Consider the following 16,310-nt stretch of genomic DNA (forward strand, 5'->3'; position numbering starts at 1 on the left):
TACGCACTCGCGTATCGTGATTTGATGGATACGATCGCCCGCACCCCGCAACAAGTTGGCGCTGGAATCAGGCGCTTCCGGCGGCAGAAGAAGCTTACCCAGCGTGACCTGGGTGAGAAGATGCATGCGCGTCAAGCGACAGTCTCGAAGCTCGAGGCCGGCGAACCTGCAACGCAGCTGCGCATCCTGATGGATGCGCTGGCCGGGCTCGACCTCGAGCTCGTCATCCGGCCGCGCACCAGATTAACGGCTGAAGCGATTGAGGATCTCTTTTGATGGCGCGTCGTCCTGCCCGGGCGCCGCTCAATGTTTACCTCAACACGCGGCTGGTCGGCCGGCTGCGACGCGAGAGCAGCGGCGCAATCGATTTCCAGTACGACAGGCAGTGGCTCGCGTGGGAAAATGCCATCCCTGTTTCGGTGTCGCTGCCTCTGCGCGAGGATCGTTATATTGGCGATCCAGTCGTCGCTGTCTTTGACAATCTTCTGCCCGACAATGACGACATTCGCCAACGCGTCGCTGAACGTGCGCATGCTGACGGCCCCGACGCTTACAGCCTGCTCTCCGCCATCGGCCGCGACTGCATTGGTGCGCTGCAGTTCCTGCCCGATGGTGCCGCGCCCGGAGCCGCTGGCGCTATTGATGGCCGTGCCGCCAGCGATCAGGAGATTGCAGCCATTCTCGGCAATCTTGCCAGCAATCCACTCGGCATCGGCCCCGACCAGGATTTCCGTATTTCTCTGGCCGGTGCGCAGGAAAAGACAGCGCTGCTTTACTGGAAAGACAAGTGGTACGTTCCTCATGGCACGACCGCAACTACGCACATCATCAAGCCGCAGATCGGGAAGTTGCCGAACGGAATCGACCTGACCAGCAGCGTTGAAAACGAGCATCTGTGCCTCGAGCTGGTTGCCGCACTCGGCTTGCCGGTCGCCAAATCAAGCATCATCGATTTCGCCGGGCGCCGCGTGCTCGCAGTTGAGCGGTTCGATCGCATCTGGACGCGCGACGGCCGGCTGTTGCGGCTGCCGCAGGAAGACTGCTGCCAAGCACTATCGGTTCCGCCCGCGCGCAAGTATGAATCCGACGGCGGACCTGGCATCCGCAAAATCTCGGATTTCCTCAAGGGCAGCGATACGCCTGAGGACGACCGGGCCATTTTCTTCAAGGCGCAGATCGTGTTCTGGCTGCTTGCCGCCACCGATGGCCATGCGAAGAATTTTAGCATTCATTTGGCGCCGGGCGGACGTTTTCATCTTGCCCCGCTTTACGACATCATCTCGACCCAACCGAGCCTGGACGCTGGACAGATCAGCCAAAACCAAATGAAGCTGGCCATGGCGATCGGTAGCAACCGGCATTACGTCGTCCACAGGGTTCTCGGCCGACATTTCGTGCAGACTGCTAAGAGCTGCGGTCTATCCGACAAAACAGTCAAGGCTGTCATCCAGCAGCTCGGCGATACAGCCGCAAAAGCCATAGATCAGGTGCTGAATGCGCTTCCAAAAGGATTTCCGGAGAAGATGGCCATATCGATTGCTGATGGCGCGAAGCGCCGTGTGAATTCGCTGGCTGGTCTCAAGAGTAGTGAATGATCCGCGGCCAGTCGGCGCGGCGCGTAGGTAGGCTTTTCTGACCGAGCCGGCGTTGCAGCCAAGATCTCGGGATCATAAATTTGCTATGTGTCGCCTTGATGAAAGAAGTCGCTCTCCGCGTCCCATCTTTCAAGGCGGCCTTCATCGAAGGAGCCCAATCCGCCACCGCCGCACTCAATTCGTGCCCGGCGCGTTCACCGCATGAGGCGCCGCTCCAGCGCCTCTAGAACGGCGTTGAAAGCAAGTCCGATCATCGTGATGCTGATGATGCCCTACATCTGAGGCATCAGGAACGTGTACTGACTGTTGATGATGAGACAGCCAAGATTTGCCTTCGCCCCAACCATCTCGGACGGCATCAGCACCACGTAGCGGACGCACTGCCAAGAGGAGTGCATAAAGATGGTGGCAAGCAGGCAGGATCACCCTCCGGATCAGTTTCTGCAGCGTCGCGCCCAGCATGGTGATGCGGAAGAGGCTTGCCGGAAGGCAACTATTTGACAAGCGTCTGACGGCGCCAGCTCTCGACAGCCTTGTCGAGCGTCGCCGCAGCCGCTGGGTCGGCCCAACGATCCCAGAACTGGATCGTGCCGCTAAGCGGTTCGTTTATCGGTTTGGCAATGCGGATACGCGTGGGCAGTAGAATCGCATCGCCAACGACGAGTGCTTCGCCCGTGTCGAGGACCGGAAGCAGGTCGCCGAAGCCGCCGAGGCTGTCGGGCAGCAGCCGTCGCACGACAGCTTGGTCGTCACCGTTGGTTAGCCGCATCGCGATGAGATTGTTGCACTGGCTGGCAACCGTGCGGTTCACTTCGGCGGGGCGCTGGCTGATCACCACCAGCCCGACGCCATATTTCCGCCCCTCCTTGGCGATGCGCTCGAAGGTAGCGATCGCATTCTCCGCGGCGCCCGAAGTCGGATCCTGTGGAATATAAAGATGCGCCTCGTCACAGAACAGGGCCACCGGATGGCGAAGCCCCTGCGTGCTCCACTGCTGCACGTGGAAGGCCATGCGCGCGACCATGCCGACGATCAGCGGCAAAATGTCGGATGGAACTTCAGAGAAGTCGATGATCTTGACGCCACCGTGGCCGCCTTTGGCCGCCCTGCCACCGAGCAGCAGCTCAACTGCGCGATCGAGCCAATCATAGCTGTCCGCCACGCCGGACGCAGGGAATAGGAAGCCGAGGCGTCGATCGGTGCGTTTGCCCTCGAGGCGCTGGATTAGACGGCTGAGCTTGCCGTGGAAATCGCCCTGCTTCTCAGTGCCCGCCTTGGCTCCCGGTACCATCTCGGCGTTGAGCCGGTTGAGCTCGCCTAGCACGGTTTCCATCCTGAAAGGCACCGGACTGTCGATCGTGAAGTTGGCGAGCACCTCGACATGACCGCCGGCTTTCAGGAAGCCCGTCTTGGCGTCAACGACGGTACGCGACATGATCATGGCCTGGTTTGGGGCGTTCTGATCGGAGCGGTCAACAAACATCGAGACAAGCGCCTCGTAGCTCATGAGCCAATAGGGCAAATGCAGCACACCATCGTTCAACCCCTTCCCCGCTTCGATGTCGCTTGGGCCTGCGACGCGAAGATGGACGAAACCGTCGCCAGCCATCGACGCATATTCTCCGTGCATGTCGAACACGATGGCATTGGCGCTGTCGAGCTCGGCGATTTGCTCGAGCAGGCGCGCGGTCGTCCACGACTTGCCCGAGCCGGTGCTGCCCACGATGAGCGCGTGACGCTGGAACAACCGATTGCCATTGACGAACGCCTGAGCGTTGGGATCGAGCGTATAGGCGCCAAGCGACAGGCGCTGCGCGCCGCCGGTCACCTCCGAAATCACCCCCATGAAGCGCGTAAGGCGCTCGCCTTCGAGAGCGAAGCAGCAGGCATCGATCTCCGGGACGGTCTCGAGCGTCCGGCGGAAGACATTGGCGCGCGGTCCGTCCCGATCGAGCAGCGTGCCGATCAACATAATCCGAACCAGATTGACTTCGGGATGCGCGGCCTCGCCTAGCTCGACATCGGCGATCTTCGCTTCACCGAGCGCGGTACGGATGATCTTTTGGATCACCCCAATTAACTTATGGCCGGCAAGGCTGCTCTGGAGCGCAACCAGCCGGTTCACCTGCAGCGCCCGCAGCGCCTCGACATCATCGACGTGGACGATCACCGTGGTCGTGTCGACCGATTGGACGCGACCCAGCGCTTCTGCGTCCGCAAAATTCAGAATGCTCACGCGGAAACTCCTGTCATCTCATTGAGGAAGCGGTCGAGCCGCCAGATCGGTTGATCTACGTCGAACCCGTTGGGCACGTCGTGCATGTAGGCGCGCGCGCCCATCGTCCCCTCCTCGATCGCGAGGTAGCGCCGGCAGCGTCCGCCGCCCAGGAAGGTCCGGGCGGACGTGGTCAGCTCTTTGGTAATCACGACAAGCGGGACGGAATCGCGGTCGCAACGCTCGATCAGCTTGGTCTGAAGGTGTTCGTCGTTAAAGCCATAACCAACGCAGAAATAGGCGCGGGCGTTCTCCAGCGCGTCGTCGCTCCAGCCCAAGATCGTTCGGAACGGCTCGCCATGTGTCAGCCGGTATTTATCGATGCCCGGCGTGATCATCAGCGGCGAGTATCCGGCCGGCACTTCGGGCATTCCGCAAACGCCGATGATCTGGCCAGCAGAATCCTGGAACCAGTCGAGAGAGCCATGCACTTTCCAGACGGCAACGGTACGGGTCACCTGCCGATTAACGAAAACGCGCGTGTTCGAATCGCGGGCGCGCGATCGCAGATAACCGTGGTTGAAGCCGGTGAACGTGCTTACATCGACGGCATCCGCGGCATATTCGGCAAGCCGGTCATAGTTAGGCGTGACGACATGGACGGTCTTGTGCGTGCTGTCGAAGAGATGGCGGTACAGCCGCGAAAGGGGTAGCGCGCGTCGATCCGCCACAAGCGTCTGGAGGACGCGAAGATCGTGCGGCAGCAGGACAGCGCGGGTCTCGGTGGCGATGAACTGGGTCTGGCGTTCCGTCGGGCGCGCGGCCTGGAGGGCGCTTTCGAGATCATTGCCGGCCGCAAGCTGCGCGACGAACTTACCCCATTCGCTCCTCTCGTCTGCTGTCCAGCTCGTGGGAGGCTTGATGGCGGAAAGCTGCAACGCCAAGCCGCCCATGCCGGGCACACCGTGTGCAGCCGAGGCGCCGCTGCCCAGAATGATCACCGGTGTGGCGCTAAGCGCCGCCTGCGCGAATTCCTGCGCCATCTCCGGCGCGCTCTTGGCCGCCATACAGTCCCCTTCCCGGCCAGCGCGGACTGTATCCACTACAGCCGTCGTCATCCCCATGAGATTTAGTGAATGGAACAATTTCGGCGAGGATTGTGCCCTCGCTAGATCTGAAATTAGCCCTTAGCCGATCAGGTTACGCTTGGTGTCGCGGCGACGAAGGGCCTGCAGGACCGTGAACTTTCCGGGATTGATCATCCTCAAAGGAAGTCCGAGAAGCATATCGACGCAAACTCCGCGTCGCGGACTGCGTTTGAACTTAGCGATAATGATGTCGAGACATGCATTTTGTAATCCATCTAAGCAACATTCTTCATTTGATGTGGGCGAGGCTCAAGCGTTGCCGTCGAAACACTCCTGCCAAACGCAGTAGACGCCACATCAAGCAGGTGCTGGTGATGGGTGAAGAAAAGCACCTGCGTTTTCTCCGCAAGCAGTTGCAACACCCTGAAACCGGCCGAGGCGCGCGCATCGTCATAATTGATGAAAAGATCATCGGCGATAAATGGCACCGGCGCAGCATGCATCAGATACTCTTCAACGGCAGCAATGCGCAGCGCGAAAAAGAGCTGATCGGCGGCGCCTTCGCTGAGACCTGATACGGGCACCGCTCCACCGTCCCCACGCACGCCCGCCAGATGTGGCAGATCTTTTTCGTCGTATTCGAGCGTAAGGCGTTGGAACGAGCCGCCGGTCAGAATAGAGAACAGCTCCCCTGCCCGTTTGAGCAATGGCGCCTGCTTTTCGCGCCTAAACCGCTCGATCGCCCACCTCAGGATGATGGTTGCGGAGCGAACGCGCGCATACTGCGCCGCCACCTCCTTCATCTCGGCCAAAGCCAGCTGACGATCACCAGCAGCTTTGGCCGCAGCGGCGTCGCCGCCGACGGCTTCGAACAAACGCTCAGTATCATTGCGACTCTGAATTGCGATCAGCTGGCGTTCCCTGACATCTTTGAGTATTGCCTTTAGCGTTTGCTCCCGAGCCGTTGTTTGATCGGGATCGGCGCTGCGACATTCCTCGGCGAGTTGTTCGACACCAAGCCCATCGCCATCAGCCTCAAGCGTGGTCCGCAAGCGCGATCGCTCATCCCGAAGCGCGCGTTGTAGATCGGACTGAAGAATAGCCGCTCGCAATCCGTCGATCGAATCGACGGCTGCGGCCCTTTTAAGGCGATCCATTACGGCCGCGGCGTCCGTCCTGGACTTGTCGCATTCTTCCAATTTCTTCTGGAGGCCCCGCATCGCCTCAGCTTTTTCGTCGCGGGAGACGACAGTCTGCCTCGCCGCATTCAATTGCGCATGGAGTTGGAGGATTGCTTCATCTGCATTCTGCCCGGAAAACCGTGGCGCGATCGCATTTACGAGCTTTTCGACATCCTCCGTAAACGCCGTGATGTCCCGCTCGATCTTTCCAATGCGCTCGTGCTTCAAATCCGCGATCTTGGCAGACGTCTCCCGCATCTGATCGATTGCTTCGATTTGCTCTTGAACGGTCTCAAGCGGGGCTTCGGGTAACAGATTGAGCCCCCTCAGGGCCTCCTTCCATTGCGCGTTCCAGACATCACGCTCTTTCGCAGCGTTTTCAACGGCCACGCGCCTGCGTTCGACTTCTGTTGCGACCTTCCGTTCCTCGAGCGCGAGTTCATTCCTCTTTTGTGTGTTGCCCTCCTCCGTGCGGAGGCGCGCTTCGGCAGCCCCAAGAATTCCGTTCAGCGGCAGTATATCTGCCGAGGCTGCGATTGCCGTGTCCGCCATCAAGCTGGCGAGCTGTTGTTTGGCTTTTGCAATTTGCTCCTGGAGCGAGGACCCTGCATGAAGCGCGCCGTCACGCTTTGCGATTTGATCGAGCACGCCAGCCCTCGCATCGAGCCAATCCAGCATTTCGTCCGGAGAACGCGGGTCATCGGTAACCTGTTTCCACAGGATCGCCCAAGCCTCGGCCAACGCTTTCTGCTCTTCGGCGAACGAAAAAAGCTCCTGCTTGGCGGATTCAAGGACGTCTTGCTCATCAGCGATTTGCCGCGCCAGCACCATGGCCGCAGCCGTCGACTGCGCATTCTGAAAGCGACGGTCCGCCGCGGTGTCGGCGTCTTCGATGGCCTTCACATAGGCATTGAGCAGCGGCTCGCCGCTTGTAAAAGCGAGCTCCTCCGATTCTGGCACCATGATCTTGTCGACATGTCTGCGCCTGATGATAGACCATCCGGCATCTCGCCGTTCGCGCAGTTTCTTCAACTCCTCAACGCCGACAATTCTTTCATCTGACACAAGACGAGCATAAGACTTTCGATTGTTTTCGACTGTACGCGTCAGCTCACGCGTCACAGCTTACTGGCGCTGAATACGCGCCTGAAGCTCGCGGGCGGCATCGCGATGCGCCCTTACCGCCTCTTCCGCCGGGCTTTTCAAGGCCTGCAAACTCGTTTCACTCACGATAGGCGGATTCATATCAGCCATTTGCCGCTGACATGATCTATCGGCATCCTGATGCTCTTGGTGGATACTCAGGAGACGCGCATCGAGATCGCCAAAAGCGCGAATGGACTCAACGACCCCAGCCAGCACCGAAAGGTCTTTCTGCGCTCCGAGCGCTTCAATCCGTGCATGAATATCGGCGAGTTTTTCGCTGGCATCCTCTAGCGCCGCTTCAGCGCTATCAACGGCGGCAAATCGGCTGCCACGCGATGTCAACAGTCCGCGGACTGCTGCAACCTTGGCCCGCGGCGGAACTCTCTCGACCAGGTCGGCGACGGACCCTGTCCACCCCAGTTCAATCGCCGCGCGCTTCAGGACTTCTTCCGCTGCGGCGAGTTCGACCCGTCGCTTCGGTAAGTCCGCCCGGCCCGAAGAGAGTTGTATGCTGCGCTTCGAAAGTCGTTCAATCTCCGTTTGGTGGAGCAGAACGCCATCGTCAACCACAAGTCCGGAAATTTCCGTGCCGATTGTTGCGATCTGTTCGTGGAATGCGCTTATACGCACTTCTGCAGCAGCGTTATCGCCCGAGGCCTTCTCAAATTGGCTAGCCGCGTCGGGAAGTAATTCGACCACCGCGCCGAGGTCCACTATCTCCGTTTCAATCTCTTGAAGCCGACGCACACCGCGATTTACGCGCCGGACTCGAGAAATCTTCGCAAGTTCGGAAACGTGCTCTTCGATTTCCTTCTCGATCTGATTGCAAAGGCCGCGCGCCTCTTCAAATGCGGATTTCAATTCCTGCCATTTGTTTACGCTCACCGTGTGTTGACGCAACGAAGCATCAGCCTCTTTAAGGCGGTCTTCCGCTTGGTAGTATTTTCGGTGTCCCGCCTTGCGGCTGGCCCAGAGCCCATCCGCCTCTGCCTGCATCGCACCCAGCCGATCGCGGAGACCTGACACGCCGGCCCCGGCGGCGAACAATGCCGCGCCGATATCATCCTTGGCCTGGGTGATATCCCGCCCGCCAGCCCGCAGGCGCTCATGGTCAAGACAGAACATCCGGCAGAAAAACGCGCGGTCCATCCCGCCGAGCAAAGGAGCAAGCATGCCATCGCCAGCCGCAAGCGGCAGATCGTCCGGACCGAGAAGCGTGTCCTTGTTGCCCTTGCGACGCCGGACCGAAAGCAGCGCGCCGTCGCGTTCTAGGGCGGCGCCGATGCGCAGCGCCGCATTCTCATGCAGGAAATTACGGGATGATTGCCCGGGAATACCGAAGAGAAGATCTTCAATCGCCGACATCGTCGTCGACTTTCCAGCCTCATTCTCGCCGTACACGACATGAAAGTCAGGTTCGCCTGACGGAAAATGAAGCGTCGTGTCGGTGAAATGTCCGTAACGGATCAGGTCAAGAGAACGAATACGCACCGATCAACGCCTTTCCGCAGTCAGACGTGCGCTCAGATATTCGCCAGCCTGCTCAATCACAACCGAGTATTGTTTCGCGATCACCGCTTCGAGAAGAAAATCGTCAATATCAAGTGCCGCGTCGTGAGGAAGCCTGCGGACAAGGTCGCCCAGATCGTTCGCGATTTCTGCCTGGAGATCGGAATCCCCCGCAGCCTGAGCTAGCAGGACATTGAGATCGTTGATCGCGCTGCCCTCTGGCTGGTTAGAAACTGCCGTCGCAGGCACGGTCGCATTGATCACACGTTCGATCCATGCAACCTCTTCGCCAAGAGCCAGTGCTGCGGCCCTCGCTTCAGCCAACAATTGCGGCGCAGACGCCATCAGTTCGGCGTGAAGAGCGGTCGGGCCAGTTAGTTTGATGCGACAAGCCAGCAGTCGGCCTTCTGCGTTCTTGGCCGCCTCGTCGATCGAGCGTTTGATTTGATCTACAACATCCCCGAACCGCGCGCTACCACTGACCGGTACATCGACATGCATCCACCGCACGACATCCGTTTGGAGCAGCTCAGCGCCTTCGATCGCTCCGTCTTGGACCGTAACGAGCTGCGCCGATTTCGGGCCGGCTTCGCGGATGTGGCGCCCCTGTAGATTGCCGCAGAACACCACGTGCGGATTTCGATGCAGTACGCCGCCCTGATGCACGTGCGCGAGCGCCCAATAGTCGTACCCCTTGTTGACCAACTCTTCGAGCGTGCAAGGGGCGTAGTTCTCGTGAGAACCACCCGTTCCGCCGAGTGCAGTATGCAGCACGCCGATGTTGAAATAGCCTTTGATCGGCGCGGGATAGGCTGCCGCCAGATTTTCCGTCGTCGCCTGCAGGCGGAAGCTTTGACCGTGAAGGGCGACGCGGCAATCATCGAGCTTGAAAGTTTGAGGCTTTCGATAGCTAAACACCTCAACATTGTCGGGAAGCGTCAGCCGTTTCGTGATTTGGCTTTCGGCGTCATGATTGCCGTGCAACACGAAGGCGGGGATTTTCGCCCCCCGCAAACGACCCATCTGCCGAACGAAAAACAGGCCGGTGTGAAAATCGCGCCAATCGCCGTCGTAGAGGTCTCCGGCGATGACCACGAAAGCCGCCTGTCTATCGATTGCCTGAGTAATGAGGTCCTCAAAGGCAGTTCGGGTCGCCGTTCGAATACGCTCGGCCGCTGGCCCCTCCTGTCCGCTCAGGCCTCTCAGGGGGCTGTCCAGATGTATGTCGCCGGTATGGATAAATTGGAAAGTGCTCACAACAGGACTCGCTTAATTCCAATCAGAACAAACTAGTAAAATCCTCTTATCGCAATCTTGCGCGGAGTGTTGTCACCAAGTATCGGCAAACGCTGAAAGGGATTGTCGATGAGGGCTCGAAGGGGCCGCCGAATTTGAGGGCGACGCGAAGATTCGTCGGCACCTTTAACATGAGTATCGCGTCATCCATGTTGCGGACCGTGTGTCTTTGGGTAGGGTTCGTACAGGTCGAATCTGAGCCAGCTCCTCAGTCCTGGGAGCCGCTTTCCTCGCGACCTTGCGTCGAAATTCTGGCAAATGCGGCGATCGGCTGGGAACACACACCGTGCCGCGCTGACGCTTTGGAGAGGACCAACTTTGGTCACTCTCACGGACCCCGATCGAAGCGAGCCGAAATGCCGAGATGCCCGATCACTCCCAGTTGTCGCTCCTGGGAGAGACTTAAAGCCTTCGCGACGATCCCACGCCTTCATCTTCCGCAACTCCGGAGTCAGAAACCCTGGTGTGCAGCACCCGAAGCAGCCTAGCTGCTCGGTATCGATAGAAAAATGCTGCTGCGGCGTGAGCTCATTCGGCTTGAGCCTTCATCCGGACCCGGGCCCTTCGACCGGACACCGTCGACAATTGAAAACTTACCTCGTCATGAAGAGGAAAATTCGCCAATTTCTGCCGGGCACCGCAGATATCAAGCGAATTTTCTCATTTCGCGCTGGAGTTCATCGAAGAAATCAACCGCATCGATGTACCCATGCGGTACTGCAGATACGCCAAGTCTATGTCGAGAAGGTTCTCATCGCCGACCTTACGCCAGACGCCATCGTCGTCATGGACAACCTCTCCAGCCATAAGGGACCAAGGGTGCGCCGGATGATCGAGGCTGCGGGTGCACGCCTGCTCTACCTGCCTCCCTACAGCCCCGGCTTCAATCCCCATCGAGAAAGCCTTCGCCAAGCTCAAGCCACTCTTGCGTAGAGGCCGCAAAACGAACCGTTCACGGCCTCTGGAGCGCGATTGGTCGCATCACAGGAACCGAATGCCGTAACTACTTCATCGCCGCAGGATACGCTGCAACGTGATCGGCGGATGCTCTAGAGTTGGAATCGTACCGAGCGGCGCATCGTCATCGTTCCGGTTGCGAGGCATCGGACTCCTAGGATAGGCGATGTGCCAGTCAATCAGTCCGCTTCACCCCCGGATGGATGCCCTGATGCCAAGCAGCAATTGCGCAACAAGCGATAGTGTCGGTCAGCTGCGAAGCTGATGAATTGCATCTTCGTCGCTGCCGCGCGCCCCTGCGGCCATCTTTCGGGGAGATCGAGCGCCCATGCGCTTAGATCCGCGGCCGAGCGTTTTCAACAAACGACCCATTCAGCGCGCCGGCATCCGAAAACAACATGACGTAAAATGGGACCTATATATCAGTTGACACCAAACAAAGGTCTGATTCCTTAGCCTATCAGGGAGATAGGCATGTTTTAAGACCTTGAGCGACCTGATGATTGCGTTTCGGGACCCGCAAACCGCAATCGATTGCGTCAAGGCGATCCGTCGGCCGAATGGGCCGGTCTGCCCTTACTGCGCCAGGGCCAAGGCCTACACCCTGAGTCGCAAGAACATGCACCGTTGCGCTGAGTGCCGCCGGAACTTCTCGGTGACGGTCGGGACGATCTTCGAGGATACCAAGCTCCCGCTCCGCATTTGGTTCGGGGCAATCTGGCTGATTACGAACCATCCCAAGGGCATTGCTTCCACGACGCTCGCGAAGGACTTGGGCATCACGCAGAAGTCGGCTTGGTTTGTCCTGCATCGCCTGCGGCACGCGGCCCGGACTCGCTCTTTCAACCGGCCCATGACCGGCAACGTGGAAGTTGACGAGACCTACATCGGCGGAAAAGGCGATCAACCGTCATAAGCGTCGCAGCGGCACGCAGGGTGGACCGAAGGACAAGACGCCTGTGATTGGGGCTGTTGAGCGTGAGGGTGAGGTCGTCGCCAAGGTGTTGCCGGTTGCCAATAAGGCGACCATGCATGAGTTCGTCAAAGAGACGGTAGCGCCGGAAGCCAAGATGCTGGCGACCGATGCTCACCCGGTCTACTAGCGCCTTGAGGGCTATCCGTCGCACCAGATCGTGAACCATCAGGCGGGCAAGTATAAGAAAGGCGAGGCACACACCAATTCGATTGAGGCGGTTTGGGCACTCCTCAAGCGCCAGATCGTCGGCACCCACCATTGGGTGAGCGCGAAGCATCTGCAACAGTAGGTGCGGAAATGGCTTGGCGGTTGAATCGGCGTAGCACGAGCCCCGCCGAGCGCATGAACGCCCTGTTCGACTGCGTCGTCGGTCCTCTGCCGTACAAAGTGCTGATTGCCGATGAGTAAGAAGATTAAGAGCACGCCGCCAGAGCCGCGGCTTGGCCTCGATATGCCGTTTGACGAGGCACTGAAGCGCTTCATCGGAACGGACCCGAGAGAGGTGGAGGCTGGCGTCACGCGGTCCAAAAAGAAGAAGCCGCCGGGCAGGAAGCGGAAGCTCCCGTCCGACGGCGAAGCCAGTCAAGAGAACGTGGTGTCTCTACGCGACCGACGGATGCGGAAACGGAATAACGGTCGCTGAGGTGCGGCGACGCGGCAAGCGTCGCCAATGCCCGCAAACCTGCTGAATCTTCCCATCGCGAATGCGATTGTAGGTATCGATCCAGATAAAGCCGTTCATGCGTGTGTTTCCTTTTCATTCCGTTGAGGGGGACGCAAAGGCGCACGCGCGATGGCGCGGCCGGTCGCAAAAGGACCGGCGTGCTGTCGCGGCCTCGAACTGAGATTGAGGGCTTGGGGAGGCGCGCCGAACCTGGTTGTGGCGGGCTCCTACATCCGGGCATGAAAAAACCCGGCGCGATGGCCGGGTTCGGACGCAGTTAGCGAGTTTGCATTTCGAGAGTGATGTAACTCTCCTAATAGGGAGTGAATCGACAGCATTACCGTCATAAGCAGCGAAGCCCGGCGCTGGCCGGGCTTCGCATCTCGGTTGCATGGAGGGCAACCCAAGCTACCGTTAGCAAAGCCAGTTTTGCAGACTGGCCTAGAAGTCGAAGCTGAGTTGGTTCGGCCAAGAGCGCCAGTGCTCGCACACATGCTCTAGGCGACCGAGCCGCTTCCGCGTGTACGAATTCACGTGCACGCGCTTCGACTCCGAAGTGGGGTGCATTCCCATTTCGGTTCTCTGCACTTTGGGCGGGTGGAAGCCCGCTTGCTCCGGACTGCATTATTGCAGCCGCGCGGCGTGGAGCCCGACCATTGTCGGTTGTGGAGAAGCCGCTGACGGTAGCTTGGGTGTTCTATCTGATTTGGGTTGCGGCCGATTCTCCGGGCAATTACGGGGTAATTCTTCCCAACGGGAGAATGAATCGACTCGATCCATTCTCTTTAGTGAGCAAGCGAACTTGCCGCCGAGCAGACCAGAGGTAGGAATCCCGCCAATCGCGGGGCCTTGGGTGTACGTAATCTGCTCAGTCCAGGCACGGGACGTTTGACCGTGGCGTGCCCTACACCTGCGTTGAACTCGACACGCAATACCAGTTGCGTGGATAGACCGTTTTCTATCCCGTCCGCCAAGCCTTCAGCATCCAGTGCATCTGAAGGGTGACTTCGCGGGCTTGTCCCGCGCATAGGTTTAGTCAACGCAAAGACTCCGGGTGGCCGGAGGGTGGCTATAAGAGTGGCTGCACGCAGGACACAATACCAGCTTCGTGAACAGACCATTTTCTGCTCAGTCCGCCATCTCGTTCCTCATGCGGCAACGCCGCCGGTACTAGCAGAGGCTCGGCACGAATCGATATTTGCAAGACTAAGCCGCCAGTTACGCTGTGTCACTGAGATATAGGTCCCCGTAAAATTGACGCTCCTCGCAAGGATGGCCATTTCACAGCTCAAGCCCGCGGTCCCCAAGCACCTGGCGCATCAGAGGACCCTTGATCTCGCGGGCGATCTCCTCGCGAATCTGGGCTCCGAGTTGCAACTCGGCATCGCTATCTCCGGTTAGCTGATGGTCGGCGAGCCGTTGCTCAAGGCGGCTCGGAAACTCCTCGTCCATCGCCTCCCTGAGCCGGCCCTCCATCTGTGCATGAGCTTGTGGGGCAATCCGACTCACCACCATCTCCCAGGGTTGCCAGCGAGTTGCCAGATAGTCGGCGAACCCCGTCGCCTCCTCGTTGCGCACCTGGATCTCGGCTGCGGTGAGGTCGTCTTCAGTGACGTGGGCGATATCAAAGAATCGCATATCCGGAGCGATGAGCTGTAGATCCAGCCGCTCACGCAGCTTGACCTGATAGGCGAGATAGACCTCGACCTCGTCGACGAACCCGAGCGAGTCGACCTTCTGACGGGCGATCGGCTCGAGCGCGTTCAGGCGGAACAGGATCCGCGCCTGCTGGATGAGTTCGCCGAGCCGATCGTCATAGGCTCCGTCCTCGACATCAGCGTTCAGACGTGCGGTCTGCATGCCGTTCCAGGTCAAGGTGACGCGATCCTGGCAGGTCTCGCTCGCCCCGTAGGCCAGCTCAAAAAACTGCCGCCGCACTTCCGGCCTGATCGCCGCCTGCCGTAGATCCTCGGCCACCGCCTCTCGGAATTCGGGATTGTCATAATTCACAGTCTTCTGCAGCTTGTCGAGGAAGAGCGCGTATTCCGGGGCACCCTCCTCGTGGGCGAAGTTCTGCCAGACGGCGATCGCCTCCGGCTCGCCCTTCAACCAGTCCGCGACCGCATTGGCCAGCGGCCGTTCCTGGTCCACCATCGTTCCTCCACCCATTGAAAAGAAGACCCGCGGGCCGGCATAGCTCGGCGCATTCAGGGCTGCCGCCAAATTCGTCCGCACCTGCTCGGGCAGCGCATTATCCTCCACATAAACCATGCACCCAGAACCTAGCCGGGTCAGCAGGGTCTCTGGCAGGCTGGTGAGCCGATTGTTGCGTGCCTCGAGCATCTGGAGCTCGGTCGGGAGGTTCTCGGGCAAGCTCGACAGGCTGTTGCCGCTGACGTGGAGTCTCTGGAGCTCAGTCGGGAGGGTCTCGGGCAGGCTGTTCAGCCGGTTATCGCGGGCGAAGAGCAACAGGAGCTCGGCCGGGAGAGTGTCGGGCAGGCTGGTCAGCCGGTTGCCGTCGGCTTCGAGCTCTTTGAGTTCGGGCGGGAGAGTGTCGGGTAGACTGGTCAACCGGTTGCTACCGAGGGCAAGCGACTGAAGTCCGGTCGGTAAGGTGTCGGGTAGGCGGGTCAACAGGTTGCCGCGGACATCGAGGTCCTGGAGCCCGGCCGGCAGGTTGTCTGGCAGGCTGGTCAACCGATTGCTGCAGACGGCGAGTGTCGAAAGGCTCTCCGGAAGCGTTTCAGGCAGCCCGGTCAGCTGGTTGCTGCCGATGACCAGAGACTGGAGTCCGGTCGGCAGAGTGTCCGGCAGGTCGGTTAACCGGTTGTTGCTGGCGCCAAGCGTCCGGAGGCCGGACGGAAGGGTGTCAGGCAGGCGCACCAGCTCGTTGTCGCTGACGTTGAGCGACTGGAGCCCGGGCGGAAGGGCGGCAGGCAGTGTCGTCAGGCCCAGATCATGCAGCTCCAGCCCTGCATAGACGTCGCCGGCCTCTGCCCAGGCTCTTATTCGTCTTACGGCCTCTTGGCGGTCTTCGTCTTGCGTCTGCCCCTCCTCGCCGGCCCAGGTGTCCAAGACGTGGTCGAGCCGCGATTGCCTGAGGACGGGGTCCTCAAGGTCCGTCGTACTGCCATCGCCCGGCCGAGGCTGTCGGCCGAGGATTGATACTCCGAGATCTTGCTGCCAAGGAATTGCCGCGGTCGTTGGCCACTCAGGCACCACATCACCGGGCTCCGCCCACCAATGCTCCTCCTCATCGAAACTTTGCGTCGGCCAATCGGCAGCTGCATCCACGCCGTGCCAACCATCCGTCAGACTGAAACTGCCGGCTGGCAACTGGCCACTCCGATCCGCGCCCGGAAAAAGCAGATCTTGATTGACGCCTTGTCCAGAGAAGGCGGACGAATCCGAGGGCAACCGCGAGGTGCCTTGTCCGACGCGATCCCCGTGCGGCATTCTCAAAAATTCCGCATCTCTGTTCGACACAACGTCGCGGTCGCTGAGGTTATTTGAATTCTGGGGCGGGCGCTCGTGCGGATGCAACTCGTTCAGGTGCTGCTGAAAGCCCGCTTGGTAATCCTGCTGCTGTCCCAGCTCGTCGTCGTACGCCCGCTCGACATCTGGGGCCTCGACGGGGTGGAGGTGGTTGAACGCATCCATCCGATTCTCCTGACATCTGAGCA

10 protein-coding genes and 2 pseudogenes are annotated in these 16,310 nt (G+C 59.7%); 6 read left to right on the forward strand and 6 right to left on the reverse strand.

Annotation, left to right across the window (positions count from 1 at the left end; genetic code table 11):
- Positions 1-24 precede the first annotated feature (24 nt).
- Both QA649_RS35855 and QA649_RS35860 read left to right on the forward strand, forming a co-directional pair.
- The gene (locus QA649_RS35855; protein ID WP_283021316.1) at positions 25-276 is read left to right on the forward strand and encodes a helix-turn-helix transcriptional regulator; all 252 of its coding nucleotides are present in this window, start codon (positions 25-27) and stop codon (positions 274-276) included.
- Complete coding sequence (locus QA649_RS35860; RefSeq protein WP_283021317.1) at positions 276-1,595, forward strand: type II toxin-antitoxin system HipA family toxin; 1,320 nt, start codon at positions 276-278, stop codon at positions 1,593-1,595. Before QA649_RS35855 ends, QA649_RS35860 begins: the two co-directional genes overlap by 1 nt.
- A 493-nt stretch (positions 1,596-2,088) precedes the next feature.
- Here the strand turns inward: QA649_RS35860 and QA649_RS35865 are convergent, their stop codons facing one another.
- From QA649_RS35865 to QA649_RS35885, 5 genes are all read right to left on the reverse strand, one after another.
- Complete coding sequence (locus QA649_RS35865) at positions 2,089-3,831, reverse strand: ATP-binding protein (protein ID WP_283021318.1); 1,743 nt, start codon at positions 3,829-3,831, stop codon at positions 2,089-2,091.
- Positions 3,828-4,877 (reverse strand): SIR2 family protein, encoded by a 1,050-nt coding sequence (locus tag QA649_RS35870; RefSeq protein ID WP_283021319.1) that lies wholly within the window; start codon positions 4,875-4,877, stop codon positions 3,828-3,830. The genes QA649_RS35865 and QA649_RS35870 overlap by 4 nt, the downstream gene beginning before the upstream one ends.
- A 296-nt stretch (positions 4,878-5,173) precedes the next feature.
- Entirely contained in the window at positions 5,174-7,111 is a 1,938-nt protein-coding gene (locus QA649_RS35875; protein ID WP_283021320.1) for a hypothetical protein, read from the reverse strand.
- A 93-nt stretch (positions 7,112-7,204) separates the two neighbouring features.
- Positions 7,205-8,716 (reverse strand): AAA family ATPase, encoded by a 1,512-nt coding sequence (locus QA649_RS35880; RefSeq protein WP_283021321.1) that lies wholly within the window; start codon positions 8,714-8,716, stop codon positions 7,205-7,207.
- 3 nt (positions 8,717-8,719) lie between these two features.
- A complete protein-coding gene (locus tag QA649_RS35885; protein WP_283021322.1) occupies positions 8,720-9,991 on the reverse strand; it encodes a DNA repair exonuclease in 1,272 nt (423 codons plus the stop codon).
- Positions 9,992-10,759: 768 nt separating this feature from the next.
- On the opposite strand from QA649_RS35885, the pseudogene QA649_RS35890 reads away from it, so the two are divergent.
- The 4 genes and pseudogenes from QA649_RS35890 to QA649_RS35905 all read left to right on the forward strand — a co-directional run.
- Positions 10,760-11,067: pseudogene (locus QA649_RS35890) on the forward strand (transposase); the annotation flags it as partial.
- A gap of 407 nt (positions 11,068-11,474) precedes the next feature.
- Complete coding sequence (locus QA649_RS35895) at positions 11,475-11,903, forward strand: IS1595 family transposase (RefSeq protein ID WP_283021323.1); 429 nt, start codon at positions 11,475-11,477, stop codon at positions 11,901-11,903.
- Between the two features lie 43 nt (positions 11,904-11,946).
- Positions 11,947-12,252: pseudogene (locus QA649_RS35900) on the forward strand (IS1595 family transposase).
- Between the two features lie 111 nt (positions 12,253-12,363).
- Entirely contained in the window at positions 12,364-12,606 is a 243-nt protein-coding gene (locus QA649_RS35905) for a hypothetical protein (RefSeq protein ID WP_283021324.1), read from the forward strand.
- A gap of 1,302 nt (positions 12,607-13,908) precedes the next feature.
- Here QA649_RS35905 and QA649_RS35910 read toward each other — a convergent pair.
- Complete coding sequence (locus tag QA649_RS35910) at positions 13,909-16,287, reverse strand: NEL-type E3 ubiquitin ligase domain-containing protein (RefSeq protein ID WP_283021325.1); 2,379 nt, start codon at positions 16,285-16,287, stop codon at positions 13,909-13,911.
- Positions 16,288-16,310 lie beyond the last annotated feature (23 nt).

Source organism: Bradyrhizobium sp. CB1717, from assembly GCF_029714325.1.
GTDB lineage: Bacteria > Pseudomonadota > Alphaproteobacteria > Rhizobiales > Xanthobacteraceae > Bradyrhizobium.